General features: G+C 69.9%; 27 protein-coding genes and 1 pseudogene. 17 read left to right on the forward strand and 11 right to left on the reverse strand.

What is annotated here, in order from left to right; all coding sequences use genetic code 11:
• Nucleotides 1-6 precede the first annotated feature (6 nt).
• The 7 genes and pseudogenes from AC3ENQ_RS07620 (at nucleotide 7) to AC3ENQ_RS07650 (ending at nucleotide 4,124) form a co-directional block, all read left to right on the forward strand.
• Nucleotides 7-588, forward strand: a complete 582-nt coding sequence (locus AC3ENQ_RS07620; RefSeq protein ID WP_431803246.1) for an isochorismatase family protein — start codon at nucleotides 7-9, stop codon at nucleotides 586-588.
• Nucleotides 585-680 (forward strand): annotated as a pseudogene (locus AC3ENQ_RS07625) (DUF2510 domain-containing protein); the annotation flags it as partial. The gene AC3ENQ_RS07620 and the pseudogene AC3ENQ_RS07625, both read left to right, overlap by 4 nt.
• Nucleotides 681-917: 237 nt before the next feature.
• Nucleotides 918-1,454 carry a hypothetical protein gene (locus AC3ENQ_RS07630; protein ID WP_488185849.1) on the forward strand — a complete coding sequence of 179 codons (537 nt, stop codon included), beginning with the start codon at nucleotides 918-920 and terminating at the stop codon, nucleotides 1,452-1,454.
• Nucleotides 1,451-2,299 carry a PhzF family phenazine biosynthesis protein gene (locus AC3ENQ_RS07635; protein WP_431803248.1) on the forward strand — a complete coding sequence of 283 codons (849 nt, stop codon included), beginning with the start codon at nucleotides 1,451-1,453 and terminating at the stop codon, nucleotides 2,297-2,299. Before AC3ENQ_RS07630 ends, AC3ENQ_RS07635 begins: the two co-directional genes overlap by 4 nt.
• A 119-nt stretch (nucleotides 2,300-2,418) precedes the next feature.
• The gene (locus tag AC3ENQ_RS07640) at nucleotides 2,419-2,895 is read left to right on the forward strand and encodes a DUF2975 domain-containing protein (RefSeq protein ID WP_431803250.1); all 477 of its coding nucleotides are present in this window, start codon (nucleotides 2,419-2,421) and stop codon (nucleotides 2,893-2,895) included.
• Nucleotides 2,895-3,131: a helix-turn-helix domain-containing protein gene (locus AC3ENQ_RS07645; protein ID WP_431803252.1), complete on the forward strand. Its 237-nt coding sequence runs from the start codon at nucleotides 2,895-2,897 to the stop codon at nucleotides 3,129-3,131. The genes AC3ENQ_RS07640 and AC3ENQ_RS07645 overlap by 1 nt, the downstream gene beginning before the upstream one ends.
• A 510-nt stretch (nucleotides 3,132-3,641) precedes the next feature.
• Entirely contained in the window at nucleotides 3,642-4,124 is a 483-nt protein-coding gene (locus AC3ENQ_RS07650; protein ID WP_431803254.1) for a hypothetical protein, read from the forward strand.
• Between the two features lie 153 nt (nucleotides 4,125-4,277).
• Here the strand turns inward: AC3ENQ_RS07650 and AC3ENQ_RS07655 are convergent, their stop codons facing one another.
• Nucleotides 4,278-4,940, reverse strand: coding sequence for a fasciclin domain-containing protein (locus tag AC3ENQ_RS07655; RefSeq protein ID WP_431803256.1), 663 nt, complete (start codon nucleotides 4,938-4,940; stop codon nucleotides 4,278-4,280).
• Nucleotides 4,941-5,103: 163 nt separating this feature from the next.
• Here AC3ENQ_RS07655 and AC3ENQ_RS07660 point away from each other — a divergent pair, with 163 nt between their 5' ends.
• The 5 genes from AC3ENQ_RS07660 to AC3ENQ_RS07680 all read left to right on the forward strand — a co-directional run bounded on the left by AC3ENQ_RS07660 (nucleotide 5,104) and on the right by AC3ENQ_RS07680 (nucleotide 10,078).
• Entirely contained in the window at nucleotides 5,104-6,831 is a 1,728-nt protein-coding gene (locus AC3ENQ_RS07660) for a cytochrome c biogenesis protein CcdA (RefSeq protein ID WP_431803258.1), read from the forward strand.
• Between the two features lie 56 nt (nucleotides 6,832-6,887).
• Nucleotides 6,888-7,499 (forward strand): ECF RNA polymerase sigma factor SigK, encoded by a 612-nt coding sequence (gene sigK / locus AC3ENQ_RS07665; RefSeq protein ID WP_431803260.1) that lies wholly within the window; start codon nucleotides 6,888-6,890, stop codon nucleotides 7,497-7,499.
• Nucleotides 7,496-8,290: an anti-sigma factor gene (locus AC3ENQ_RS07670; RefSeq protein ID WP_431803262.1), complete on the forward strand. Its 795-nt coding sequence runs from the start codon at nucleotides 7,496-7,498 to the stop codon at nucleotides 8,288-8,290. Before sigK ends, AC3ENQ_RS07670 begins: the two co-directional genes overlap by 4 nt.
• Before the next feature lie 49 nt (nucleotides 8,291-8,339).
• Nucleotides 8,340-8,978 (forward strand): DNA-directed RNA polymerase subunit beta, encoded by a 639-nt coding sequence (locus AC3ENQ_RS07675; RefSeq protein ID WP_431803264.1) that lies wholly within the window; start codon nucleotides 8,340-8,342, stop codon nucleotides 8,976-8,978.
• Nucleotides 8,979-9,193: 215 nt separating this feature from the next.
• On the forward strand, nucleotides 9,194-10,078 hold the full coding sequence (locus AC3ENQ_RS07680; protein WP_431803266.1) for an aminodeoxychorismate lyase: 885 nt from the start codon (nucleotides 9,194-9,196) through the stop codon (nucleotides 10,076-10,078).
• 125 nt (nucleotides 10,079-10,203) lie between these two features.
• Here AC3ENQ_RS07680 and AC3ENQ_RS07685 read toward each other — a convergent pair whose 3' ends face one another.
• From AC3ENQ_RS07685 to AC3ENQ_RS07720, 8 genes are all read right to left on the reverse strand, one after another.
• The gene (locus tag AC3ENQ_RS07685; protein WP_431803268.1) at nucleotides 10,204-11,028 is read right to left on the reverse strand and encodes a DUF559 domain-containing protein; all 825 of its coding nucleotides are present in this window, start codon (nucleotides 11,026-11,028) and stop codon (nucleotides 10,204-10,206) included.
• 231 nt (nucleotides 11,029-11,259) lie between these two features.
• Nucleotides 11,260-12,039: a phosphate ABC transporter ATP-binding protein PstB gene (pstB, locus tag AC3ENQ_RS07690; protein WP_431803270.1), complete on the reverse strand. Its 780-nt coding sequence runs from the start codon at nucleotides 12,037-12,039 to the stop codon at nucleotides 11,260-11,262.
• Nucleotides 12,040-12,080: 41 nt separating this feature from the next.
• Nucleotides 12,081-13,178: a phosphate ABC transporter permease PstA gene (pstA, locus tag AC3ENQ_RS07695; protein WP_431803272.1), complete on the reverse strand. Its 1,098-nt coding sequence runs from the start codon at nucleotides 13,176-13,178 to the stop codon at nucleotides 12,081-12,083.
• A 1-nt stretch (nucleotide 13,179) separates the two neighbouring features.
• Nucleotides 13,180-14,130, reverse strand: a complete 951-nt coding sequence (pstC, locus tag AC3ENQ_RS07700) for a phosphate ABC transporter permease subunit PstC (protein ID WP_431803274.1) — start codon at nucleotides 14,128-14,130, stop codon at nucleotides 13,180-13,182.
• A 92-nt stretch (nucleotides 14,131-14,222) separates the two neighbouring features.
• A complete protein-coding gene (pstS, locus tag AC3ENQ_RS07705; RefSeq protein ID WP_431803276.1) occupies nucleotides 14,223-15,329 on the reverse strand; it encodes a phosphate ABC transporter substrate-binding protein PstS in 1,107 nt (368 codons plus the stop codon).
• A gap of 113 nt (nucleotides 15,330-15,442) precedes the next feature.
• Nucleotides 15,443-16,381, reverse strand: coding sequence for an NUDIX hydrolase (locus AC3ENQ_RS07710; RefSeq protein ID WP_431803278.1), 939 nt, complete (start codon nucleotides 16,379-16,381; stop codon nucleotides 15,443-15,445).
• Nucleotides 16,378-18,555 carry an RNA degradosome polyphosphate kinase gene (locus AC3ENQ_RS07715; protein WP_431803280.1) on the reverse strand — a complete coding sequence of 726 codons (2,178 nt, stop codon included), beginning with the start codon at nucleotides 18,553-18,555 and terminating at the stop codon, nucleotides 16,378-16,380. The genes AC3ENQ_RS07710 and AC3ENQ_RS07715 overlap by 4 nt, the downstream gene beginning before the upstream one ends.
• A gap of 63 nt (nucleotides 18,556-18,618) precedes the next feature.
• Nucleotides 18,619-19,317, reverse strand: a complete 699-nt coding sequence (locus AC3ENQ_RS07720; RefSeq protein ID WP_431803282.1) for a response regulator transcription factor — start codon at nucleotides 19,315-19,317, stop codon at nucleotides 18,619-18,621.
• Nucleotides 19,318-19,467: 150 nt separating this feature from the next.
• Here AC3ENQ_RS07720 and AC3ENQ_RS07725 point away from each other — a divergent pair, with 150 nt between their 5' ends.
• From AC3ENQ_RS07725 to AC3ENQ_RS07740, 4 genes are all read left to right on the forward strand, one after another.
• Nucleotides 19,468-19,758 carry a hypothetical protein gene (locus tag AC3ENQ_RS07725; RefSeq protein ID WP_431803284.1) on the forward strand — a complete coding sequence of 97 codons (291 nt, stop codon included), beginning with the start codon at nucleotides 19,468-19,470 and terminating at the stop codon, nucleotides 19,756-19,758.
• 252 nt (nucleotides 19,759-20,010) lie between these two features.
• Complete coding sequence (locus AC3ENQ_RS07730; RefSeq protein ID WP_431803286.1) at nucleotides 20,011-20,616, forward strand: heme-binding beta-barrel domain-containing protein; 606 nt, start codon at nucleotides 20,011-20,013, stop codon at nucleotides 20,614-20,616.
• 26 nt (nucleotides 20,617-20,642) lie between these two features.
• On the forward strand, nucleotides 20,643-21,743 hold the full coding sequence (gene ygfZ / locus AC3ENQ_RS07735; RefSeq protein ID WP_431803288.1) for a CAF17-like 4Fe-4S cluster assembly/insertion protein YgfZ: 1,101 nt from the start codon (nucleotides 20,643-20,645) through the stop codon (nucleotides 21,741-21,743).
• Nucleotides 21,744-21,756: 13 nt separating this feature from the next.
• On the forward strand, nucleotides 21,757-22,866 hold the full coding sequence (locus AC3ENQ_RS07740) for an FUSC family protein (protein ID WP_431803290.1): 1,110 nt from the start codon (nucleotides 21,757-21,759) through the stop codon (nucleotides 22,864-22,866).
• Nucleotides 22,867-23,123: 257 nt separating this feature from the next.
• Here the strand turns inward: AC3ENQ_RS07740 and AC3ENQ_RS07745 are convergent, their stop codons facing one another.
• On the reverse strand, nucleotides 23,124-23,999 hold the full coding sequence (locus AC3ENQ_RS07745; protein ID WP_431803292.1) for a class I SAM-dependent methyltransferase: 876 nt from the start codon (nucleotides 23,997-23,999) through the stop codon (nucleotides 23,124-23,126).
• 41 nt (nucleotides 24,000-24,040) lie between these two features.
• Here AC3ENQ_RS07745 and AC3ENQ_RS07750 point away from each other — a divergent pair, with 41 nt between their 5' ends.
• Complete coding sequence (locus AC3ENQ_RS07750; protein ID WP_431803294.1) at nucleotides 24,041-24,790, forward strand: phosphoglyceromutase; 750 nt, start codon at nucleotides 24,041-24,043, stop codon at nucleotides 24,788-24,790.
• A gap of 89 nt (nucleotides 24,791-24,879) precedes the next feature.
• On the opposite strand, the gene phoU is transcribed toward AC3ENQ_RS07750, so the two are convergent.
• On the reverse strand, nucleotides 24,880-25,578 hold the full coding sequence (gene phoU, locus AC3ENQ_RS07755) for a phosphate signaling complex protein PhoU (protein WP_431803296.1): 699 nt from the start codon (nucleotides 25,576-25,578) through the stop codon (nucleotides 24,880-24,882).
• Nucleotides 25,579-25,631: the final 53 nt, after the last annotated feature.

Genomic DNA, 25,631 nt, shown 5'->3' on the forward strand with positions numbered 1-25,631 from the left:
CGGAGCATGACCAGAGCCCTCTTCATCGTCGACGTGCAGAACGACTTCACCGAGGGCGGCGCACTCGGCGTCGCGGGAGGTGACGCGGTCGCCGCGGGCATCACCGCTCACCTCGCCGCGCACGCGGGGGAGTACGACCTCATCGTCGCATCGCGTGACTGGCACGACCCGGACTCCGACAACGGCGGGCACATCGCCCTCGAGGGAACCCCCGACTTCGTGGACACCTGGCCCGTGCACTGCATCGCCGGCACCGAGGGGGCCGCCTACGACCCGGAGCTCGACACCTCCGCCGTCACCGCCGAGGTCAAGAAGGGGCAAGGGAAGCCCGCCTACTCCCTGTTCGAGGGCACGACCGAGGAGGGGAAGACGGTCGCCGAGCTCCTCGCCGAGCACGCCGTCACCGACGTCGACGTGACCGGCATCGCGACCGACTACTGCGTCCGCGCGTCGGCGCTGGATGCCGTGGCCGCAGGTCTGCAGGTGCGGGTTCTCACCGATCTCATCGCGGGGGTGGCGCCCGAATCGTCCGAGGCTGCGCTCGCCGAACTCGCCGCCGCCGGCGCGGACGTGGAGGCATCCGCATGAGCGCTCAGGCCGGTTGGTACCCCGACCCGTCCGATCCGGCACGCCAGCGCTGGTGGGACGGCGCCCAGTGGACGGCGCATGCCTGCCCCGTCCCTCCCGCGACCGAGTCCGTGCCCGCTGCGCCACCGTCGCCTCTGGTCACGGCTCCCGAGCCGACACCCGACGTGCGGCCGGCGCCCCGGTACGGCGAGTACGCCCCAGCGGCCCCGGCACCCGCGCCCCCTGCGGCACCCGCGCCCCCTGCGGCACCCGCGCCCCCTGCGGCCACCGTCCCGGGGGCCGTCGCCCATCCCGGCGGGGCGGGATATCCCGCAGCCCCGTCTTATCCCGTGGCACCGTCCTATCCCGTGGCACCGGCCTATGCGCCCGCGGCGCCGAAGGCCGATGTCGACACCAACACCGTGTGGGTGTGGCTCGCGATCGCGGCGAGCATCGTGCCGTTCTTCAGCATCTTCCTGATCGACTGGAACGAGTACATCGACATCCTCGTCCGCTCGGCGAGCGATCCGAGGGCGACCTCCGACGTTCTGCAGTGGCAGGTGGCCTCGCTCTGGATCTCGTTCATCAGCTGGGGAGCGATCGCCGCGTTCATCGTGTTCTCCTGGCTCGACTGGCGAGAGCTCCGCCGGCGCGGCGTCGTGCAGCCCTTCCACTGGGCGTGGTCGTTCTTCGCGCTCGCGAGCCCCGGCGCCGCCGTCTACATGATCGGCCGCGCCGTCGTGCTCCGCCGTCGCACCGTGGCGGGAGGCTGGACGCCGCTATGGGTCTGGATCGGGGGAACCGTCATCGGCACCGTCGTGGTCGTCATCTGGGCCGTCAACCTCGCCGGAACGATCATCACGCGCATCGGCGGACTGTACGCGTGACGCAGGTGCTCCGGTACGCGGCCTTCGCGACGTCGGCGGGCGGCGGGAACCCGGCCGGCGTGGTGCTCGATGCGGGGGCGATGACGGATGCCGAGATGCAGCGCGTCGCCGCCGACGTCGATTTCGCCGAGACCGCGTTCGTCACGGGGGAGACCGCTGACGGGGCGGTGGCGATCCGCTACTTCTCGCCGATCGCCGAGGTCCCCTTCTGCGGACACGCGACCATCGCGACCGCCGTGGCGCTCGCCGAGCGGGGACGAGCGGATGCCGCCGGTGCGATCCGCTTCGCGACGCCGGTCGGGCCTGTGGACATCGCCGTGTCGACGGATGCCGGGGGCGTCCGGGCCGCGTTCACGAGCGTCGCTCCGCGGGTGAGCGACCTGCCCGGCGCCGACCTCGACGGCATCCTCACGCTCGTGGGGCTGGATCAGGACGCGCTCGATGATGCATTGCCACCTCGCCTCGCGGATGCTGGAAACCCGCACCCCGTGATCGTCCTCGAGGATCGCGACGTGTTCGACGGGTTCACGTTCGACCCCGATGCCGTCCGCGCTCTGATGGATGAGCGGGGCTGGCCCGCGACGATCACCCTCGCGCACCGCCTCGCGCGAGGTCGCTTCGCCGCCCGGAACCTCTTCCCCGTGGGCCGTATCACGGAGGATCCCGCAACCGGCTCCGCAGCGGCCGCCTTCGGCGCCTATCTGCGCGACCTCGGCGCGGTGCCGGTGCCCGGCCGCATCATCATCGAGCAGGGTGCCCACGTCGGACGACCGGGTGAGCTGACGGTCGACATCCCCGCGGAGGGCGGCATCGTCGTGTCGGGCTACGCCGTGGCGATGGAGTGACCCTGCGGCACTGATCCCCTTTCTCACGTCGCAGCGTGAGTCACGCGCACCTTGTGTCGACACCAGGGAGCATCTATCGTTTATCGATATCTGAACAACGATAAACGAGAGGAACGCGCATGGGGTCTTCGCTCATCGGGGTGACGAAAGCACTGATCGTTCTCCTGTTCGCCGCACTGGTGGGGTGTCAGACGCTGCTGGTCCCGATGATCGCTGCGGGCCTCGCGCGGACGGCGCCGGAGTTCTCCGAGCTCCAGGTCCCCGGCATCCTGCTCGTCGCCGCGCTGCTGGCGAGCGGCCAGGTCATCCTCGTGTGCGTCTGGAGGCTTCTGACGTTCGTCTTCCACGACACCGTCTTCGCCCCGCAGTCGTTCCGCTGGGTCGACGCGATCATCGCCTCCCTCGTCGTCGCCGGGGTCATCGTCGTCGTCGGGATGACGGTGATCAGCGACGCGCAAGCCGGCAGCCCGTTCCTTGCCCTCATGGGGATGCTGGCGCTCATCACCCTCGCCGGCCTCGCCCTCGTGGTGTTCGTCATGCGCGGGCTTCTCGTGCAGGCGACGTCGCTCCGTCAGGAGATGGCGGAGGTGGTGTGATGCCGATCATCGTCGACCTCGACGTCGAACTCGCCCGCAAGAAGATGAGTGTCTCCGACCTCGCCGTCGCCATCGGCATCACGCCCGTCAACGTCTCGGTGCTCAAGAACGGGCGTGCGAAGGCGGTGCGGTTCACGACGCTCGACGCGATCTGTCGCGTCTTGGGCTGCCAGCCCGGCGACATCCTCCGGTGGGAACCGGACGTCGTTGAGGCGCCGGCAGGCTCACGGGCGTGACGCCGGAGCCGGTGCGATCGCGATTTCTGCGCCGTCGTCGCTGGTCTCCGGCGGCCGGACATCGCCACCACAGGGTAGGAGGTGCGCCTCCGTCCGGAACGCGGGCGCGACAACGCCTGTACGTGACTTGGTAGGCTGGTGGAGCCCCTATAGCTCAGTTGGTTAGAGCAACGGACTTCAACACAATAAAGATGGAGCGCCGGCGTCGAAATACGTCGGATGACCGCCGCTATATGCTGGGACGCCCTGAGAGCCCGAGGTACTCGCCGGATTCATTCCGGCAGTGACAATCCGAGGGATTGGGTAATCAGCAGGTAACCGCCAGGGAACCTCAGAGACTACACGCGGCGCACCTGACCGGCTCGGCCGAAGGTGAAGATATAGTCCAGACTGCAAGCCGTATCGGTGGCTGGGGAAAGCCCAGTGCAGCAGGTTAATCCGTGGGTCCAGGGTTCGAGCCCCTGTGGGGGCACCACCGCGAGTGTCGGTAGGTCCTGATAGTCAGGAGCTATGCCGACCGCACCCAGCGACAGCGTGACGCCGTCGACGACTGTTTCGCCACAGACTTCCAAACGATGCTCCATGTGCAAAATCCAGAAGCCGTGCGCAGCATTCAACCGAAAGCGCGCCCGCACCGACGGTTTGCAGGAAGCATGTCGCGACTGCAATCGCGAAGCCTCGCGACGCTACTACGCGGAAAACCGTGAGAAGCACGTGCGCACAATCGTCGAACGGACAGCCAGACGTCGACGGGAGCTCAAGGCGTTCCTTGCGGAGTATCTCTTCCGGCATCCGTGCGTCGATTGTGGCACCGACGACATCCGAGTGCTTGACTTCGATCATCGTCCTGCCCTGAAGAAGCGGAAGGATGTCATGCGGATGGTCAAGGAAGGCTTCAGCCGCGTGGCCCCGGAAGCCGAGGTGGCGAAGTGCGACGTCCGATGTCGAAACTGCCACGCGATCGTGACGCTGGAGCGCGCGCCGGAGAACTAGCGGGTGCGCGCAAGGCTCGGCTCCATATGACGGACTGAAGTACGCCAGCGGCCGTCGGCATCGCGAGCCTAGCGCGCGCACGCGACAGCGGCCGCCGGCACCCCCGCGCCGACGGCCGCCCTACCCGCGTGATCGATCAGGCCGAAGGATCGATCAGCTCGCGGGCATCAACACCGTGTCGATGAGGTACACGGTGGCGTTCGCGGTCTGCACGCCGCCGCAGATGACCTTGGCGTCGTTCACCATCCAGTCATCCCCGGAGCCGGTGACGTTCACGTCGCCGCCCTGGAGGGTGGTGTGCATTCCGGCGATGTCGGACGGCTCGATCTGACCTTCGACGACGTGGTACGTGAGGATGTTCGTCAGCGTCGTGCTGTCGGTCTTGAGCGAGTCGATCGTGGCCGAGTCGATCTTCTTGAAGGCGTCGTCGACCGGCGCGAAGACGGTGTACTCGCCGCTGTTGAGCGTGTCGACGAGGTTCACGTCAGGGTTCAGCTGGCCGCTGACGGCCGCCGTGAGGGTCGTGAGCATGGGGTTGTTGGATGCCGCTACGGCGACAGGCTCCTGCGACATGCCCTCGATCGAGCCGGCGCCCGAGGGGACCGCCTCGGCGTAGTCGGCGCAGCCGGGGCCGACGAGGTTCGCCATCGCGTCGTCCGTCATGCCCTCGGGCGTCGCCGACGGACTGGACTCCTCGGTCATAGCGGGAGTGGTCGCCTCGGGCTCCGCAGACCCCGAGGAACACGCCGAGAGGGCGAAGGCTCCCGCGAGGGTCAGAGTGAGAGCGGCGGTGATCTTCTTCTTGCTGCTGAGCATGATTGCCTCCGATTGGTCGGAAGCCGCGGAGCGCGGCCTCGAGGGTTCTTCGGAGACCGGTCGGAATCGGATGGGGGAATTCTCGGATCGATCCGAAAACCCGCCCGCCTCGAACGACCCCTGACATCGACCCCCGACAGGGCGGGGCCAGGAACGGGGCGTCATGGAACTCATCATCATCGGCCTGCTGGGCGGACTCATCACCGGGATCTCGCCGTGCATCCTGCCGGTGCTGCCGGTCATCTTCCTCACCGGCGGCGCCCAGTCAGCGCGCTTCGAGAGTGCGGATGCCGGGGCTCCCGCGCCCGCCCGCCGCAGCCGCCCGTACCTCGTGATCGCCGGTCTCGTCGTGAGCTTCACCCTCGTGACGCTCGTCGGCTCGCTCCTCCTCGGGCTCCTCAACCTCCCGCAGGACGTCATCCGCTGGGTCGGCATCGCGGTGCTCGTCCTCATCGGCGTGGGCCTGCTGATCCCGAAGGTCGAGGAGCTCCTCGAGAAGCCCTTCCAGTGGATCCCGCGCAAAGAGGTCGCCAACGGCGGCAGCGGGTTCGGTGTCGGCCTCGCCCTCGGGGCGGTGTTCGTGCCGTGCGCCGGGCCTGTCCTCGCGGCGATCATCGTCGCGGGCGCGACCGGACGGATCGGACTCGACACGGTGCTGCTGACGGCATCCTTCGCAATCGGCGTCGCGATCCCGCTCCTCGTGTTCGCCCTCGCCGGGCGCGGCGTCGTCGAGCGCATCCGTGCGTTCCGCACGCGCGAGCGGGGTCTGCGCATCGCTGCGGGCGTCGCGATGCTCGCGCTCGCCGTCGGGCTGCTCTTCAACGTCCCGCAGCAGCTCCAGCGCCTTCTGCCCGACTACACCGCGCAGCTGCAGCAGGACCTCACCGACAACGAGCAGGCCGCGAAGGCTCTGAATCTCGGCGGCATCGTCACCGACGAGAACCGCGAGCTCGACAACTGCACGAACGGTGCCGAACAGCTCGAATCATGCGGCACCGCCCCCGAGATCCGCGGCATCGAGAGCTGGCTGAACACGCCGGACGGCGCGGGCGTGCAACTCGCCGACCTCCGCGGCAAGGTCGTGCTCATCGACTTCTGGGCGTACTCCTGCATCAACTGCCAGCGCTCGATCCCGCACGTCGTCGCGTGGGACGAGGCGTACCGCGACGCGGGGCTGGACGTCATCGGCATCCACTCGCCCGAGTACGCGTTCGAGAAGGATGCCGGGAACGTCGCCGCGGGAGCGGAGGACTTCGGCATCACCTATCCCGTCGCGCTCGACAACGCGCTTTCCACGTGGACCGCCTACCGCAACCGCTACTGGCCGGCGTACTACCTGATCGACGCGTCCGGCACCGTGCGGCACATCTCCTTCGGCGAGGGCAACTACGCCGCGACCGAGAAGATGATCCGCGAGCTCCTCGAAGACGCGAACCCCAGTGTCGCCCTTCCTCCCGCGACCGACGTCGCCGACGAGACCCCGCAGAACGGTTCGACGACGCCCGAGACCTTCCTTGGATCGGGCAAAGACGTCAACTTCGCCGGGCCGGACGCCTACCGTGCGGGCGAGCGCACCTACGCCTTTCCCGCCGAACAGGCCGGGGACACGTTCGCGCTCGAGGGCCCGTGGCGGGTCGAAACCCAGTTCGCGACGCCCTCCGGCGAGAGCCCTGCCGGCATCCGCCTGCACTACCGGGCGGGCGAGGTGCGCATGGTGATGGCCGGGAGCGGCCAGGTGCAGGTGACGGATGCCGACGGTGCCCGCACGCGCATCGAGGTCTCCGGCACGCCGCGGTCGTACGAGGTCGTGGCGCCGGGCGGCAATCGCGACGGCACCCTCACGGTCGAGGTCGCACCGGGCGTGGAGGTCTACTCGTTCACCTTCGGATGACGGATGCCGAGGCGCCGCCGGTCGAGCGCTGCGCGACAATGATCGGGGGATGAGGCATGCTGGGGGAGATGGTCATCGATGGCGTGGATGTGACGGAAGATCCGGACGGGGACTCGCCGCCGCGCGACCACGCCGCGGAGTTGCTCGCCCGCATCGCCGCGCACGACCACGGCGCGTTCGCCGAGCTCTACGACATGCTCTCGGCGCGCGTCTTCGGCCTCATCCTGCGTGTCGTCGTCAACCGCGCCCAGAGCGAGGAGGTGCTGCAGGAGGTGTTCCTCGACGTGTGGCAATCCGCTGCGTCGTTCGCTCCGAACAAGGGGCAGGGGAGGACGTGGGTCATGACGATCGCGTATCGGCGGTCCGTCGACCGGGTGCGGTCGGCGCAGTCGAGCGCCGACCGTGACGAGCGGGCAGGGCTGCGAGAGCTGAACACACCGCAGGACGGGGTCGCCGAGCAGGTCGAACTGCGCGTCGAGAGCCGACGCGTCGCACGGGCGCTCGAGGCGCTGTCCGGCCCGCAGCGCGAAGCGCTGACCCTCGCCTACTTCGGCGGTTACAGTCAGAGCGAAATCGCGGCGCTCACCGCGACGCCGGTGGGAACGATCAAGACGAGAATGCGAGACGGACTCTCGCGACTGCGCCAGGAAATGGGGGTGACGCCGTGAACCACGACGAGTTCGCCGAGCTCTCGGCCGGGCACGCCCTCGGGGCGCTGTCGCCCGACGACGAGAAGGCCTACCGCGACGCCCTCGCGGCGCACCCTGAGTGGGAGCACATCGCGGGGATGGATGCCGAGACCGCGGCATCCCTCGCCGACGTCGTCGCGCCGGTCGCTCCCCCGCCCGAGCTGCGCGGGCGCCTGCGGGAGATGGTCGGCGCGCCTGTGGAGCCTGCCGCGCCTGTGGAGCCTGCAGAGGAGACACCCGACCCCGCCGGCGAGACCGCTCCCGAGACGGCCGAGCCGGCGCCGAACACGGAGATGATCCAGACGATCGAGCGCCGCAACTGGAGCCGAGGGCTGTTCGCGCTCGCGGCGTCCATCGTTCTGCTCGTGGGCATCGGCTGGGGCGCGGGGGCGCTGTCGCACCTGTGGCAGACGCCGGCGTCGGTCGTCGCGCTCGAAGAGATCCAACGTGCGCCGGATGCCTCGATCGCCGCCGCGACCTTCGACGGTGGCAGCGCCACGCTGCACTGGTCGGAGAGCGTCGGCAAGGTCGTGCTCGTCGCTGACGGGCTGCCCGCGATCGATGACGACCAGACGTTCGAGCTCTGGTACGTGCGCGATGACACGCCCATCCCGGCGGGGACCTTCGACGCGTCGGACGGCGCGAGCACGGCGGAACTCGCCGGCAGGATGGAGCCGGGCGACACGATCGCCGTCACGGTCGAGCAGGCCGGGGGGGCGCCCAGCGGTGTGCCCACGACGACGCCGATCGTGGCCGTCCCGACCGCCTGATCGGTCGCGGCACCGGGCCGCCCACGGCGCCCGCGGGTACCCTGGATGGATGACTGACGACCGCCGGGACTACCACAGGCCCGTCCAGCGGCCCGCGTCGACGTTCGACCGCCGCTTCGGATCGACCGACCCGGCGGAGGTGTCGCGCGCGGCGCACGCGACGGCCGCCGCGCTCCTCACCCGCGTGCGCGACGAACCCGAGGACGATGTCGTCGACCGACTCGTGACCTTCACCGACACGCACGGCATCGACACCCTCGCGGAGCTGTGGTCGCACTCGGCGGCCCTCTCGCTTCCGGGCGCTCTGTGGCGCCTGTACCTGTTGCAGCTCATGGTGCGCGACGATCCCGAGACCGCGGCGTACCTCTACGAGCGCGGCCGCGCGGCGCGCAACACGGTCGACGACGTCGTCGCGGGCGCTCCGACACCCGCCGGGCCCGAAGAGCTCATGGAGCTCGTCGACGTGATCCTCCGGGGCGTCTTCGTGGGCGATTTCGCCGTCGCGCTCGAGCGTGCGGCATCCTTCTGCCGGGTCGTCGCCGCCGGGGCCGCCGACCTCGCCGACGACTACGACGCGACCGAGCCCGAGCGGGCCGCCGTTTTCACGACCCGCGCCCTGCGCCTCGACACCTACGCCGGCGATCTCACGGCGAGTGCGGGGCTGTGGCGACGGGATCAGCTGCGCTGACGCGCGGATGCGGTGGCTGCAGAACGCCCGGAGTCTGCGGCCGCTGCGCGGCAGAGGCGTTCCGAGTCCCCGCACGAAAGTGCCGGGCCGCAGAACGCCTCTCGGCGCGAGGCCGCTCGGAGCGGCGAAAGATGGAGCCCGGGGTTACTGCGGCCCGGCTGAATCAGTGTAACAAGCGGTGCGGCCAGGTTCATTCCCGGGCGTAGGCTCGGCACATGGTCTGGTACGGCGCGCTCATGATCGATCCGGCGGACGACGGCGAGCAGCGCGCCGACTGGACCGACACCTTCACGTCGCTCGACCCGGCTGCGCCCGCCCTCACCGTGGGAGAGCTGAGCACCCAGCGGGGCGACGGCATCTTCGAGTCGATCGGCGTCGTCGACGCCCACCCGCAAGAGGTCACGGCCCACCTCGAACGCCTCGCGCACTCGGCGCGCCTCTGCGAACTCCCCGCCCCCAACCTCGACCAGTGGCGCGCGGCGATCGAGGCTGCTGCCGCGCACTGCGGGCCGGGGGAGGCGGTGATCAAGCTCATCCTCAGCCGCGGCGTCGAGCACGGCCCCGCACCGACCGCCTGGGTGACGGCGGCTGCGGCATCCGACTTCCATCGTGCGCGTACCGAGGGCGTCCGCGCCGTGACGCTCGACCGCGGGTACGCCATCGACGTACCCGCCCGGGCTCCGTGGCTGCTCCTCGGCGCCAAGACGCTGTCGTACGCCGTCAACATGGCGGCCCTGCGTGAAGCGAAGCGCCGCGGCGCCGACGACGCGATCTTCCTCTCGAGCGACGGGTACGTCCTCGAGGCGCCGACCGCGTCGCTCATCGTCCGCCGCGGCGACACGTTCCTGACGCCCGCGCCGAACGGCGGCATCCTGCACGGCACGACGCAGCTCAGCCTGTTCGAGCACCTGTCGGAACGAGGGTTCGTCGTGGGCTACGACACGATCCCCGCCGCGGCCCTCGCGGACGTCGACGCGGCGTGGCTCGTCTCGAGCATCCGGCTCGCCGCTCCGCTCACCGCGATCGACGACACGTCACTCCCGACGGATGCCGAGTTCACGGCATCCCTCAACGCCTACCTCCTGAGCCCGCGCGACTGACCTCACCCGCCCGCCCGGGCTCGCCCCGTCTCCTGACGTAACTGCAAGGCTTCGTGGCCGACACGCCGGTGTCGAGCGGCACCCCGCGGCGTGTCGCCCCTGATCCCTTGCACTTCGGTTCGCACTCACGGCCGCGCGCCTCCCAACGTGCGGAGCGCCCCGAGGATCGCCGCCTCCACGAGTTCCCAGTCGTGCACGACCATCGCGTAGTCGAAGCGCAGTGTCATGTATCCCCACAGTGCGGCGTGAGCGTCGCGGACGAGGTCCTTATGCCGGTGGGGTGCGGAGTTGTGGCCTTCGACACCGTCGGTCTCGACGAGCAGCCGGTCGCCGATCAACGCGTCGACGACACCGACGCTCGCGATGCTCCGCTGTGTCCGCACACGCAGCCCGTGACGCCTCAGACGCCAGCGCAGCAATGATTCGAGACCGCTGTCGGCGTCGTCCCGCGCGAGCGTCAGAGCCTCGCGCATCACCGCGTTTGATCGCTTCCGCAGCCACCGCAACCCCTCCTCGGTGATCATGCGCTGCCGGAGCGCTGACTCCAGAACGACGAAGAACTCCTCGACGCCGACGCAGCGGAAGATCTGGCAGAGAATGCGGGGCACGCTCGGTGTCGCGCCGGCATCGCCGCGCGGGCCGTCATCCCAGTGCTCGACGCATCCGCATCCGGTGTCGTGGTAGCGGCGTTGCCCGTCGCACATCCACACGTGGGGCGCACCCGGAGGGGAGAGCGTCCACAGCCCGAGGTGCCGTGCAGCGGTGAGGCATCCGACACGTCCGCCGTGTGCGGCGACCGCCCGGATCGCCGGGCACGTCGCGGGTGTCGTGTAGACACCGCGCCGGGCCCGATGGATCGTTCCGGCATCCACCATCTGTCGCAACGCCTGTCCACTCACCCCGCTCCGGCGCAGACGCGCCGTCGTCACGATCTCTCCGCGTTCGCACATGCCCATACCGTGCCCGCACCGCACACATGGCGGGCGGCGCGAGGTGGCATCCGTGGACAAATCCGCCGATTCGCCGCCTGTGGAGGAGTCGATGGCGCGAGGGCGGGTCGGACCGAACTGCAAGGTCAGGCGCGCGACACGCCGGGGCATGCCGAGACACACCCGGCGTGTCGACCACGAAGCCTTGCAGTTACGACTTCCGCCCGCCGGCCGCCGCCGGCCGCCCCCGCCTCACCCGAAGCGGCCGGAGACGTAGTCCTCGGTGGCCTGCACGGACGGCGTCGTGAAGATCGTGTTGGTGTCGTCGTACTCGATGAGCTTGCCGGGCTTGCCGGTGCCGGCGATGTTGAAGAACGCGGTCTTGTCCGAGACGCGGGATGCCTGCTGCATGTTGTGCGTCACGATGACGATCGTGTACTCCTGCTTGAGCTCCTGGATGAGCTCCTCGATCGCGAACGTCGAGATCGGGTCGAGGGCCGAACAGGGCTCGTCCATGAGGAGCACGTCGGGGGAGACCGCGATCGCGCGCGCGATGCACAGGCGCTGCTGCTGGCCGCCGGAGAGGCCCGAGCCCGGCTTGTCGAGGCGGTCCTTGACCTCGTTCCAGAGGTTCGCACCCTTCAGTGACTTCTCGACGAGCGTGTCGGCGTCGCTCTTCGAGATGCGCTTGTTGTTGAGCTTCACCCCCGCGAGGACGTTCTCCTTGATCGACATCGTCGGGAACGGGTTCGGGCGCTGGAAGACCATCCCCACCTGGCGGCGCACGAGCACAGGGTCGACGCCCTGGCCGTACAGGTCGTCGCCGTCGAGGAGCACCTCGCCCTCGACGCGGGCGCCGGGGATGACCTCGTGCATGCGGTTGAGGGTGCGCAGGAAGGTCGACTTGCCGCAGCCGGACGGCCCGATGAAGGCTGTGACGCTCCGGGGCTGGATCTCGAGGGACACGCCCTCGACGGCGAGGAAGTCGCCGTAGTACACGTTGAGGTCGTTGACTTCGATGCTCTTGGACACGAGGTTCCTTCGGGGTGTTCCGGGTTCGGGCGGGCGCGGGCTCAGCGGCCGGTCTTCGGGGCGAACAGCTTCGCGACCAGGCGTGCGATGAGGTTGAGCGCCATGACGATGAGGATGAGGGTGAGGGCGGCGGCCCACGCGCGCTCGACGTACGCCTCGGGAGGGATGCCCTTGTAGGCGTACTGCGAGTAGATGAACACCGGCAGGGTCTGCATGCGCCCGTCGAAGAGGTTCATGTTCATCGCGTCGGTGAACCCCGCGGTCACCAGCAGCGGGGCCGTCTCGCCGATGACGCGGGCGATCGCGAGCATGACGCCGGTCGTGATGCCGGCGATCGAGGTCGGCAGCACGACCTTCGCGATCGTCAGCCACTTGGGGACGCCCAGTGCATAGGATGCCTCGCGCAGCTCGTTCGGGACCAGTCGCAGCATCTCTTCGCTCGAACGGACGACGACGGGGGTCATGAGCACCGACAGCGCGATCGCGCCCGCGAGCCCCATGCGCACGCCCGGTCCGAAGATGAGCGCGAACAGCGCGTAGGCGAACAGACCCGCGACGATCGAGGGGATGCCGGTCATCACGTCGACGAGGAAGGTGATCGCCCGGGCCAGGCGCGAGTTCTGTCCGTACTCGATGAGGTAGATCGCCGTCATGAGCCCGATGGGGATCGAGATGATCGCGGCGGCCCCGGTGACCAGGACGGTGCCCCAGATCGCATGGACGGCGCCGCCGCCCTCGCCGAGGACGCCGCGCATCGAGCTCGAGAAGAACGTGCCGTCGAAGCGCGCGAGACCGTTGGAGATGACCGTCCACGCGACGGAGACGAGCGGCACCATCGCGATCGCGAAGGCACTCGACACGATGCCGGTGATGAGCCGGTCGAACGCGCGGCGGCTTCCTTCCACGATGCGAGAGACGACGTAGATCAGCACGAGGAATGCGATCACCGAGACGACGATCCAGCCGGCGATCGAGAACTCACTGCCCGAGGCGGCGGAGAGGACACCGAAGACGGCGCCGAACACGGCGAGCGAGCCGACCAGGAGCGCCCACGGCGCCCAGCGCGCGAGGTGGCCGCTGGTGAGCGAGACGTGCGTGCGCGTCGCGGAGGGTCGCGTCGGGGCGGGTGCGGTGGTCATGTCAGTTCGCTCCCGAGAATTCCTTGCGGCGGTTGACGATCCACCGCGCGACCGCGTTGACGGCGAAGGTGACGACGAAGAGGATCAGGCCCGTCGCGATGAGGACGTTGATGTTGAGTGCGTACGCCTCGGGGAAGGTGAGGGCGATGTTCGCCGCGATCGTCGACGGGTTCTGCGACGTCAGCAGGCGGAGGGTCACGACGTTCGTCGCGGAGAGGACCATGGCGACCGCCATCGTCTCGCCGAGCGCGCGGCCGAGGCCGAGCATGGATGCCGACACGATGCCCGACCGGCCGAAGGGGAGCACCGCCATGCGGATCATCTCCCAGCGGGTCGCACCGAGGGCGAGCGCCGCCTCTTCGTGGAGGACGGGCGTCTGCAGGAAGATCTCGCGGCAGATCGCGGTGATGATCGGCACGACCATGACGGCGAGGACGAGGGCGGCGGTGAGGATCGTGCGGCCGGAGTTGAGCACCTGACCGGAGAAGAGCGGGATCCAGCCGAGGTTCTCGTTCAGCCACTTGTAGGTCGGGACGACCGAAGGGGCGAAGACGAGGATGCCCCACAGGCCGTAGACGACGGAGGGGACGGCGGCGAGGAGGTCGACGATGTAGCCGAGGGTCTGCGCGAGCCGGCGCGGCGCATAGTGCGTGATGAACAGGGCGATGCCGAGCGAGAGCGGCACCGCGACGATCAGCGCGAGGAAGGCGGCCCAGATCGTGCCGAACAGAAGCGGCATGACGTAGGACCAGAAGTTGGAGGTCAGCAGGGATGCCGTCTCGTTCGTCGCCCCGAAGGCAGGCAGCGACTGGACGATGAGGAAGATCGCGACCGCCGCGAGCGTCACGACGATCATCGACCCCGCGAACACAGCGGTGCCCGAGAACCAGAGGTCCCCGGCGCGTTGCTTCGCCGCACCCCGCCGGGGAGCGGTGGCGGTGGTTGCTGTCATCGGGGTCTCTCTCGTCGGGCGCGGAGGGGGTGTGGTGCGTGGCGACCGGACGGCCTCCCGGGGCGATGCGCTCCGGGAGGCCGTCCGTCGGCTCACTTGATGAGGTCGATCGCAGCGAGCGACTTCGTGCGGAGGTCCTCCGAGATGGGAGCGCTGCCCGCGTTGTCGGCGGCCAGCTTCTGGCCGTCTTCGCTGACCGCGGTCTGGAAGAACGCCTTGGTGAGGGCGGCGACGTTCTCATCCTCGTACTGCTCGCAGCCGATGAGGTAGCTGACCAGGAGCACGGGGTAGGCGCCCGCCTCGGTCGTCGTGCGGTCGATTGTGAAGGCGAGGTCGCCCTCGGTGCGGCCCGACTCGATCTCCGATGCGTCGAGCGTCTTCGAGGCGCCCTCCGGGGAGTGCGCGACGAACTCGTCGCCCACCTTGACGGCGACCGACGAGATGTCGCCGGCCTGCGACGAGTCGGCGTAGCCGATCGAGCCCTCGCCCGCCTTGACGGCCTCGACGACGCCCGACGTCTTCTCGGCGGCTTCGCCGACGACGCCGGCGGGCCACTCCTCGACGGAGCCCCACGTCCAGATGTTCTCCGCGTTCGCCGACAGGTAGTCGGTGAAGTTGCCGGTCGTGCCCGACTTGTCGGAGCGGTGGACGGGGTTGATCGGCAGGTCGGGAAGAGTGGCGTCGGCGTTGTCGCGGGCGATCGCCGGGTCGTTCCAGTTCGTGATCGTGCCGGCGAAGATGCCTGCGACGGTCTCCGCGTCGAGGTTGAGCGAATCGACGCCGGGAACGTTGAAGATGATCGCGATGGGCGAGATGTAGGCGGGGATCTCGACGATGCCCGAGTCCGCGGCGCACGCGCCGAAGCCGCCCGCGGCGATCTCGTCCGTCTTGAACGCGCGGTCCGAGCCCGCGAAGTTCACGGCACCGGCGAGGAACGACTCGCGGCCCGTCCCCGAACCGGCGGGGTCGTAGTTGATGACCGCGTCGGGGTTGGCCTGGTTGAAGGCGGACGTCCACGCCTGGACGGCGACCTGCTGCGACGACGCGCCCTGTCCGTTGAGCGTTCCGCTGAGAGCGGCGGCGGCGGACTCGGTGTCGGTCGGGGCGGTCGTGCCGCCCTCGTTGGCCGCGCAGGCGGTGAGAGTGAGTGCCGCGACGGCGGCGACAGCGCCCAGCTGGGCGATGCGGGTGAGCTTCACTGTGAATCCTTCACATGTCAGGGATGATCGGCCCGGTGCGGGGCACGTCCGTGACGGTAGACATCGACTCTTACGAGAGTGCGCTGTCTCGGTGAACGACAGGTGAACGGGATTCAGACGGTCGGCTCGTGCGTTTCTATCGACACGATGCCGGAGCCGGGGTGATCGGCCGACAGATGGACGACGGAGAACCCCCCGACCTCGAGCGAGGACGCACTGCCGAGGTAGGAGCCGCGGAGCGTGCCGGTCGCGAGGGCGAGCTCGGCGAGGATGCCGGGGATCACCGGACCGTGACTGCACAGCACCGCGGGCTTGCGGGCCCGCACGCGCTTGCCCACGACGGCGCGGACGTCGGAGGTGCCGTCGGCCCAGGCATCCTGCGACACGAGCGGCGTCCGGGTGATCTGGCGTCCCAGTGCCTTCGACAGCGGCGTGACCGTCGACACGCACCGCACGGCATCGCTCGAGACGATCTTGCGCACGCCGTAGGAGCGGATCGGTCCGACGATCGCCTTCGACTGGCGGGTGCCGCGCGCGGTCAGCGGTCGTGCGGCATCCTGCCCCTTCCACTCCTCCCGGGGGAGGGCCTTCGCATGCCGCAGCACGACGACGGGGAAGGTCGAGAGGATGCCGTCGTCGACATAGGTCAGGAACTGCTCGAGGATTTCGACGTCGACCGGGTAGGAGAGATATCCGAGCGCTTTGCGCGGCGTCACCCACTCGAGGGCGGCGACCTCCTTGTTGGGGATGAACGTCGACGCCCGGATCGCGGACTCGGTCGCCTCCGCCGCCCAGTAGTGGACGATCTTCTGACGTCCGCGCGGCATGCGGTAGCGCGAGACGCCCACCGGGATGCCGAGCGAGACGCGGATGCCGGTCTCCTCATGGATTTCGCGCACCGCCGTCTCGACGAGTGTCTCGCCCGGGTCCACCTTTCCCTTGGGAAGGGTGACGTCGGAGTACGCGGTGCGATGGATGACGAGGATGTGGAGCTTGCCCTCGACCAGGCGCCAGATGACGCCGCCGGCAGCGTAGACGGCCGTCTCGGTCATCGCACCGCCCGCGCCCGGCGTCGGCGCTGGATCTGGGCCATCGTCCGATCCTGCAGGTCGACGAGGGGCTTGCCGTCCTCGCCGACGCTACGACGCACCCACCCGCCCTCGGCCTCGAGGTGCCACGAGCTCGTCGTCTCGCTCATCGCGACCTCGAACAGGTCGATCAGCTCCTTGACGTGCCCAGGAGCGACGACGCGAACGAGCGCCTCGACCCGGCGGTCGAGGTTCCGGTGCATCATGTCGGCGCTGCCGATGTACACCTGCGGGTCGCCGTCGTTCTCGAACGCGAAGATGCGCGAGTGCTCGAGGTAGCGGCCGAGGATCGAGCGCACGGTGATGTTGTCGCTCACACCGGGAAGCCCTGTCTTGAGCGAGCAGATGCCCCGCACCCAGACATCCACCCGCACACCGGCGGCACTCGCCCGGTACAGCGCGTCGATGATCTGCTCGTCGACCATCGAGTTGACCTTGATGCGGATGTGCGCAGGCTTGCCCTCCAGGGCGTTCCGGCGTTCTTTGTCGATGAGGCGCAGGAGCCCCTTGCGCAGATGCAGCGGTGCGACGAGCAGGCGCTTGAACTTCTTCTCGATCGCGTAGCCGGAGAGCTCGTTGAACAGGCGGGTGAGATCGCGTCCGACCTGCTCGTCGGCGGTGAAAAGGCCGAAATCCTCGTAGAGGCGACTCGTCTTCGGGTTGTAGTTGCCCGTGCCGATGTGGCTGTAGCTGCGGAGCATCCCGTCCTCCTCGCGGATGACGTGCAGCAGCTTGCAGTGGGTCTTCAGTCCGACGAGTCCATAGACGACGTGAACGCCGGCCTTCTCGAGCTTGCGCGCCCACACGATGTTCGCCGCCTCGTCGAACCGCGCCTTCACCTCGACCAGAGCGAGCACCTGCTTACCGCGTTCGGCGGCGTCGATGAGGGCCTGCACGATCGGGCTGTCGCCGGAGGTGCGGTAGAGGGTCTGCTTGATCGCGAGGACGTGGGGGTCGCGAGCGGCCTGCTCGAGGAACGCGACGACGCTCGTGTTGAAGGATTCGTACGGATGGTGCACGAGCACGTCGCCCTTGCGGATCGCGGCGAACAGATCGGCGCGACCGTTCTGCTCTGCGGGCTGGAACGCGGTCGCGGTCACCGGCACGTGCGGCGGGTAGTGCAGCTCCGGTCGGTCGATCCGGGCGAGGTCGAACAGGCCCCGGAGGTCGAGCGGTCCGGGGAGGCGGTAGACCTCCTGATCGGTGACCTCGAGCTCGCTGATGAGGAGGTCGAGGGTCACGTCGTCCATCTGCTCGGTGACCTCGAGTCGGATCGGCGGGCCGAAACGGCGACGGAGGAGCTCAGCCTCGAGCGCCTGGATGAGGTTCTCGGTCTCGTCCTCCTCGATGACGACGTCCTCGTTGCGGGTGAGGCGGAACGTGTGGTGCTCGAGGATCTCCATGCCCGGGAACAGGTCGCCCAGGTGGTTGGCGATGAGCTGCTCGAGCGGGAGGTAGCGCGACGTGCCCGGCTGCGGGGAGCGCGCGGGCACCTCGACGAAGCGGGGCAGCATCGAGGGCACCTTCAGGCGGGCGAACTCCTGGCGACCCGTCTTGGCGTTCCGAATGCGGATCGCGAGATTCAGCGACAGACCCGAGATGTAGGGGAACGGGTGCGCCGGGTCGACCGCGAGCGGCATGAGGACGGGGAACACCTGCGCCTGGAAGTAGTCGTACAGGTCGGCGCGCTCGTCGTCGGTGAGGTCGTCCCACCCGACCGCCTCGATGCCCGCCTCGGCGAGAGCGGGCTTCACGAGCTCGGTCCACGCGCGCGCGTGGCGCAGCTGCAGGGCGTGGGCGCCCTCGGAGATGTCGGCGAGGACGTCGAGCGGCGCGCGCCCGACGTTGGTCGGCACCGCCAGCCCCGTCACGATGCGGCGCTTGAGGCCCGCGACGCGCACCATGAAGAACTCGTCGAGATTCGAGGCGAAGATCGCGAGGAAGTTCGCGCGCTCGAGCACCGGCAGGGCCGGATCCTCGGCGAGTTCGAGCACACGCTGGTTGAAAGCGAGCCAGCTGAGCTCACGGTCCATGTACCGGTGATCGGGCAACGGGGAATCGTCGACTTCGACCGTCTCGTCGAAGTCGTCGTCGTCGGCGTCGCCGAGACCCGTGTCCAGAGGTTCGGTGTCGATCATCCCCTCATCATTGCAGGGGGAGGTGACGCGCGCGTTAACCTCTCGGCCGGTCTTATGCGCCTGTTACGCGCCGGATCGCTCGCGGGGGGAGGGCACCTGGTCGTCTTCGTAGACGTTGAAGCGATAGCCGACGTTGCGGACGGTGCCGATCAGCTGCTCGAGGTCGCCGAGCTTCGCGCGCAGACGCCGCACGTGCACGTCGACCGTGCGCGTGCCGCCGAAGTAGTCGTAGCCCCACACTTCGCTGAGCAGCTGCTCGCGCGTGAAGACGCGCGACGGGTGCGTTGCGAAGAAGTGCAGGAGCTGGAACTCCTTGTAGGTGAGGTCGAGCGCCTTGCCGTGCACCTTCGCCGAGTACGACGACTCGTCGATCGTGATGCCGGAGGTCTGGATGCGGCTCGAGACCTGCTCGGCGCTCTGCCGCCCGATCGCCAGGCGGATGCGCGCGTCGACCTCGGCCGGGCCGGCGGTGTGGAGGATGACGTCGTCGACGCCCCAGTCGGTCGAGACCGCCGTGAGGCCGCCTTCGGTCACGACGAGCACGAGCGGCGCGTCGAGGCCGGTCGTGTTGAGGATCTTGCAGAGCGATTTGGCGCCGACCAGGTCGACGCGTGCGTCGACGAAGATGACGTCGGCGCTCGGGGCGTTGACGAGCTGCGCCGGTTCGGCGGGAATCTGCCGGACGCGGTGGCTCAGCAGTTCGAGCGCGGGCAGGACGGACCCTCCGCCCTGGGCGGAACTCAAGACGAGAAGCTGAGCCATACGGTCCCTTCCGGACCGACGGGCGGACCGTGACCCCATCTTAGGACCTCTCCGCAGCGCTGCCTCACGGCGGGATGCGTGCGGCGCGGCCGGAGGGCCGTGGCAGGGGGTCGGCGTGCGCCGTCGGCATCCGTCCGTCATGATGGACTCATGTCGGTTCCCGGTCTCGCCCCGCGCGGCGGCTTCGCGGAGATCGTCGCCGTCTGGATCGCCGCCGCGGTCGTCACCGTCGCGATCGCCCTCGCCGCCCCCGCGCCCCAGCGCGCCGAGTGGCTTCCCCTCGGGCTCGCCGCGTGCGTCATCCTCGCGTTCGTTATCCAGCTGGCTCGTGGCCACGCGGAAGGCTTCCTGCGGCGGGTGGCGGCGAGCGTGCTCGGCGCCCTCGTCGTCATGGGCCTCGTGAGCCTCGGTCTCGCCCTCGCGAGCCTCGTCGCCCTGTAGCGCTCGACGTTGCCGAAGCGTGGCGCACTGCCGAAGCGTGCCGCGAACCTCCCGCGGCGAAGCGGGGTAGGGCGAAGCGGGGTAGGGCGAAGCGGGGTAGAGTGGGCGCCATGGACCTCGTCGCACTCGAACTCTTCTTCGTGGGGCTCCTCGCGCTCGCCTCGCTCGCGATCGTCTTCGTGTCGGGCGTCGTGATCAAGAACCTCTACCGCGGCCAGCGCTGATCCCGCTGATCATCCGGGAACGCGCGTCGTGATCGATCTTCCGACCGACCTGCCGGCGGACATCGTCCCGCTGTCGTGGCTGCTGGGCGTCTGGGAGGGCACCGGCGTCATCGACTACGAGACGGACGGCACCCGCTTTGAGGGCGAGTTCGCCCATCGCGTGAGCTTCAGCCATGACGGCGGCGACTACGTCAACTACGCCGCCAGTGCGTGGTTGCTGGGCGATGACGACGCGCGCACGCCGCTCGTCGCCGAGACCGGGTACTGGCGTCTCGCCCGCCCCGCGGACGACGCCGACGCCGGCCCCGCGCTCCTTCCCGCCGTGACGGCGCGCGAGACGGCGCGCACCGCGGACGACGTCGAGACTCTCCGCAACGCGGAAGGCGGATTCGACCTCCTCGTCTCGCTCGTCCACTCCGACGGCATCAGCGAGCTCTACCTCGGCCAGGTCCGCGGCCCGCGCATCGACCTCGCGTCGGACGCGATCGTGCGCCCGGCGGGCGCCAAGCCCTACGCATCGGCGACCCGCATGTACGGACTCGTCGACGGTCACCTGCTCTGGGCGTGGGACATCGCCGCCCTCGGCGGAACGCTCGGTTCGCACGCGTCGGCTCGCCTCGCGCGCGCCGAGTGAGCACGGCACGTCGAATGAGCACGGTCATGGATGCCGATTCCCCCGCCGCCCCCGATTTCGGGCCCGGCGCCGTGGTCGAGGGCGACGTGCTTCTCCACCTCGGATCGCCCACGCGCGAGCAGCGCGCACTCGCGGCGGGCACGGCGCTCGCGCCGCTCGCCTCGCGCACGGTCCTCACCGTCTCCGGCCCTGACCGGCTGAGCTGGCTCGACTCGATCACCTCGCAGGCCCTCACGATGCTCTCGCCGGGCGAGAGCGCCGAGCTTCTCGTCCTCGACCCGCAGGGTCACGTCGAGCACGCCGCGGGCATCGTCGACGACGGCGAGATCGCCTGGCTCGTCGTCGACCGCTCGCGCGCCGAGGCTCTCCGCGCCTGGCTCACCCGCATGCGCTTCCGCCTGCGCGTCGAGATCGTCGATGCGACCCCGACGCACCGGGTGGTCGGCGGCACCCGCGCGGCGGTCGCCGACCTCGCGGCGGATGCCGTCTGGCACGACCCCTGGCCCGGCATCGGCGTCGGGGGCTGGGGGTACGCCCCCGCCGACCCGCATCCGGGGGTCGAGTACGACTGGGCCGAGGCCATCGTGCCGGTCGCCGAAGCGGAACGCCTCGCGGCTGCGGCCGTCGCCGGCGACCAGGCTCTCGCCGGCGAGCTCGCCGCCGATGCCCTCCGTGTCGCGGCGTGGCGCCCGCGCGCCGAACGCGAGGCCGACGGACGCACCCTGCCGCACGAGGTCGACTGGCTCCGCACCGCCGTGCACCTCGAGAAGGGGTGCTACCGGGGGCAGGAGACGGTCGCCAAGGTGCACAACCTCGGGCATCCGCCCCGCCGGCTCGTCGCACTCCAGCTCGACGGCAGCGACGCGGTGCTGCCGGCGCCCGGCGCCGACGTCGCGCTCGCGGGCGAGGACGGCGATGTCGTCGGTACCGTGACGTCGGTCGCGCGCCACCACGACGAGGGGCCGATCGCGCTCGCGATCATCAAGCGCACGACGCCCGTCGACGCGCCGCTGACCGTCGCGACGGACGACGGGGTCGTCGCCGCCGCGCAGGAGACGATCGTTCCGCCCGACGCGGGGCGCACGGCATCCGTTCCGCGTCTTCCGCGGCTCTCGCGCCGGCGCTGACCGGAGCCGCCGCGTGAGCGCCCCCGATCCCGACACGCAGTCGATCGCGCTGCCGACCGGTTGGCGCGCCGCGCTGTCGCCCGACCGCGGCATCCCACGGGTGCGTGAATCGCTGCCGGCGATCGTGCAGATCGTCCTCGCGGCGACGGCGGCGTTCGCGTTCGCGCACTACGTCCTCGGCCACCCGGTGCCGCTCCTGGCCGCGACGGTCACGATCTCGAGCCTCGGCCTCGTCCGCGATGCGCGCCCACGGCTCATCCTCGGCACCGTGATCGCGATGGTCGTCGGCATCCTCATCGCCGAGCTCATCGTGATGGTCGCGGGCGTCGGCTGGTGGCAGCTCGCCCTGACCCTCACGGTCAGCCTCGTCGTCGCGCGGTTCTTCTCCCCGCAGCCGGCGTTCGCGATCGCTGCGGCGATCCAGGCGGCGATCGTCATGGTGATCCCGACGAGCGTGCCGTTCCTGCGCGTGGCGGACGGGATCGTCGGAGGGGTGACGGCGCTCCTGGTCACCGCTCTCCTGCCGCGGAGCCCGCTGCGCACCGTCACGGCCGAGGGCGCCGAGGTGTTCGCCGCGTTCGACTCCGCGGTCATGACCCTCGTGCAGGCGCTCCGCCGCGGCGACCGCCAGCGCGCCGAGCGGGGGCTCGAGAAGGCGCGCGGTCTCCAGGCGCCGGTCGACACGTGGCGTCAGGGGATCGAGTCGGGGTACGCGATCGCGCGGATTTCGCCGTTCCTTCGGCGTCAGCGCACGGAGTTCGAGCGGCAGGAGCGCATCCGCACCCAGCTCGACCTCGCGAGCCGCAACCTCCGCGTCATCGGGCGGCGGGTCGTCTACCTCAGCGACGACAACCTCTCCCGTCCGGTCGCCGCCGACCTGCTGAGCGAGCTCGCCGCCGGTGCGCGTCTGGTCGCGGACTCGCTCTCCGACATCTCCTACGAGCCGGCCGCCCGCGAGGCCGTGCGTGCCGTCGCGGCGCGTCTCGACCCCGCCGCGCTCGCCGCGGGGCGCTCGAGCGTCGACCAGAACCTCATCGGAGCGTTGCGACCGCTCGCGGTCGACCTCATGACGGCCGCCGGCATGCCGGCATCCGACGCCCGTGCCGCGCTCCCGCGCACCTGACCCCTCCCGCGCCCGCCCCCCGCGCCTGACGCCTCCCCGCCCGCCGCCGCCCGCCCTGCCCGCGAGACCCGGTTTTCTCGACGAGACCGCGTGCCAGGGACGGGGTCTCGTCGAGAACGCGCGGTCTCGGGGAGTGCGGGTCTCGGGGGGTGCGGGTCTCGGGGAGTGCGGGTCTCGGGGGGGGGGGGGGGCGATCTCGGGAGGTGCGGGTCTCGGGGAGTGCGGGTGCCGGGGCGCGGGGGAGCGCGAGAGGAGGGTCAGGATGCCGGGGCCACGAGCGACCAAGGCACGGTCACCTCGCCGAGGCGCCAGCGCGCGCGGCCCTGGGCGGGCCAGCCGGCGTCAGCGAGGGCCTGGAGCGCCGTGCGCCAGCGGTGATCGGCGCCGAACGAGCCCGCGGCGACGGCGCGGACCCACTGCGTGTCGAGCGCCGAGAGGAAGGCGTGCACGCCCTCGCCCGGCACGTTCCGATGGATGAGCGCCTTCGGCAGGCGTTCCGCAGCGATGGCGGGAGAGTCGAGGCCCGCGAGCCGGAGCGACACGGTGAGCGAGCGGGGCACGGCATCCGGACCCACCTCGATCCACGTGCAGACGCGGCCGAGCTCATCGCACGTGCCCTCCACGAGCATGCCGTCCGGCGCGAGCCGCGCGCACATCAGCGCCCAGGCGGGGACGACCTCCGCCTCGTCGTACTGCCGCAGGACGTTGAACGCGCGGATGATCGCGGGGCGACGCGCACCGACACCCCCGGCGGGCGATCCGGATGCCGACGCGGGCAGCGGCACCTCGAACCCGCCGCGCGCGAACGAGACGTGCGCGTCGGGCGCGAACGGCGTCCGCCCGGCACGCACGTCAGCCAGCTGAGCGTTCGCGCGGGCGACGCGGGCGGGGTCGATCTCGAGACCCACGACCTCGACGTCGCCCCGGACCGGCCGCAGACGCGCCTCGAGTTCGAACGCCGTCACCCCGCTCGCGCCGTAGCCGAGGTCGACGACGAACGGATCGTCCGCGCGGCGGAGCACGGGATGCCGGGCGATCCAGCGGTCGACGCGGCGCAGCCGATTGGTGTTCGTCGTGCCGCGCGTGATGTGGCCCGCGGCCCGCACGGACGTGGCGGGTTTGTCCGGCGGCATCCCCCCATGATGCCAGCGTGGACGTGAGTAGGATGACGGACATGACCGCTCCCTACACGCTCATCCTCCTCCGCCACGGGCAGAGCGAATGGAACAAGACCAACCAGTTCACCGGCTGGGTGGACGTCCGACTCACCGAGCAGGGTCGCGGCGAGGCCGCGCGCGGCGGCGAGCTCATGAAGGAGCAGGACATCCTGCCCGACATCCTGCACACCTCAGTGCTGAGCCGCGCGATCCAGACGGCGAACATCGCCCTCGACACCGCCGATCGGCTCTGGATCCCCGTGAAGCGCTCATGGCGCCTCAACGAGCGCCACTACGGCGCCCTCCAGGGTAAGGACAAGGCCGAGACCCTCGCGGAGTTCGGCAACGAGCAGTTCATGCTGTGGCGTCGGTCGTTCGATGTGCCGCCGCCGCCCCTGGACGACGACGCGCCCTACAGCCAGGCGCACGACCCCCGCTACGTCGGCATCGACGGCGAGGTGCCCCGCACCGAGTCGCTGAAGCTCGTGATCGACCGCCTGCTGCCGTACTGGCACGACGAGATCATCCCCGACCTGAAGTCCGGCAAGACGGTGCTCGTCACGGCGCACGGCAACTCGCTGCGTGCCCTCGTGAAGCACCTCGACGGCATCAGCGACGCCGACATCGCCGAGCTCAACATCCCCACCGGAATCCCGCTGGTCTACCAGCTGGGCGAGGACTTCACGCCGCTCGAGCCGGCGCGCTACCTCGACCCCGAGGCCGCCGCGGCGGGTGCCGCCGCCGTCGCCAACCAGGGCAAGAAGTAAGCTCGCAGGTTCTGCGCGAAGAAGAGGTTCTGCGCGAAGAAGAGGGGATGCCGACCGGCATCCCCTCTTCTGATTCGTGCGCCGTGCGCTCAGTCGGCCGGGTTCTCCTCGCCGCCGGCGACGATGACGGCGATCGACTCGGTGTCGGGCGTCCACTCGCCGGTGGCGAGGTAGGCGACCTTCTTGGCGACCGAGACGGCGTGGTCGGCGAAGCGCTCGAGGTAGCGGCTCGCGAGCGTCGCATCGACCGTCGCCGACGCCTCGCCCTGCCAATTGTCGCTGAGGACCTTCTCGAACACCGAGAGATGAGCGTCGTCGAGCTGGTCGTCGAGCCCTCTGAGCACCTCGACGAGAGTGAGGTCCTCGCTGCGCAGCAGCTCGGTGAGGGTCCGTGCGACCTCGACGTCGAGCCGGCCCATGCGGGTGAAGGTGCTCTTGAGCCCCTTCGGGATGGCTCGTTCGGGGAAGCGCATACGGGTCAGCTGCGCGATGTGCTCGGCGATGTCGCCCATGCGCTCGAGCGATGCGCTGACGCGCAACGCCGCCACGACGATCCGGAGATCGCGGGCGACCGGCTGCTGGCGGGCAAGGATCTGGATGGCGAGCTCATCGAGCTCGATCGCCTTGTCGTCGATGATCTGGTCCGCCTCGATGACCTCTTCGGCCAACGCCACATCGCTCGATCCGAACGCACGCGTCGCCTTGTCGATGGCGACGGTGACGAGCTCGGAGATCTCGACGAGACGTGACTGCACGTCTTCGAGCGACTGGTGGAACACTTCGCGCATCGGGTGCCTCTCGGGGTGATGTCTGGACGATCGGGGATGATCACGGCGATGTC

The organism is Microbacterium sp. bgisy203, assembly GCF_057706945.1.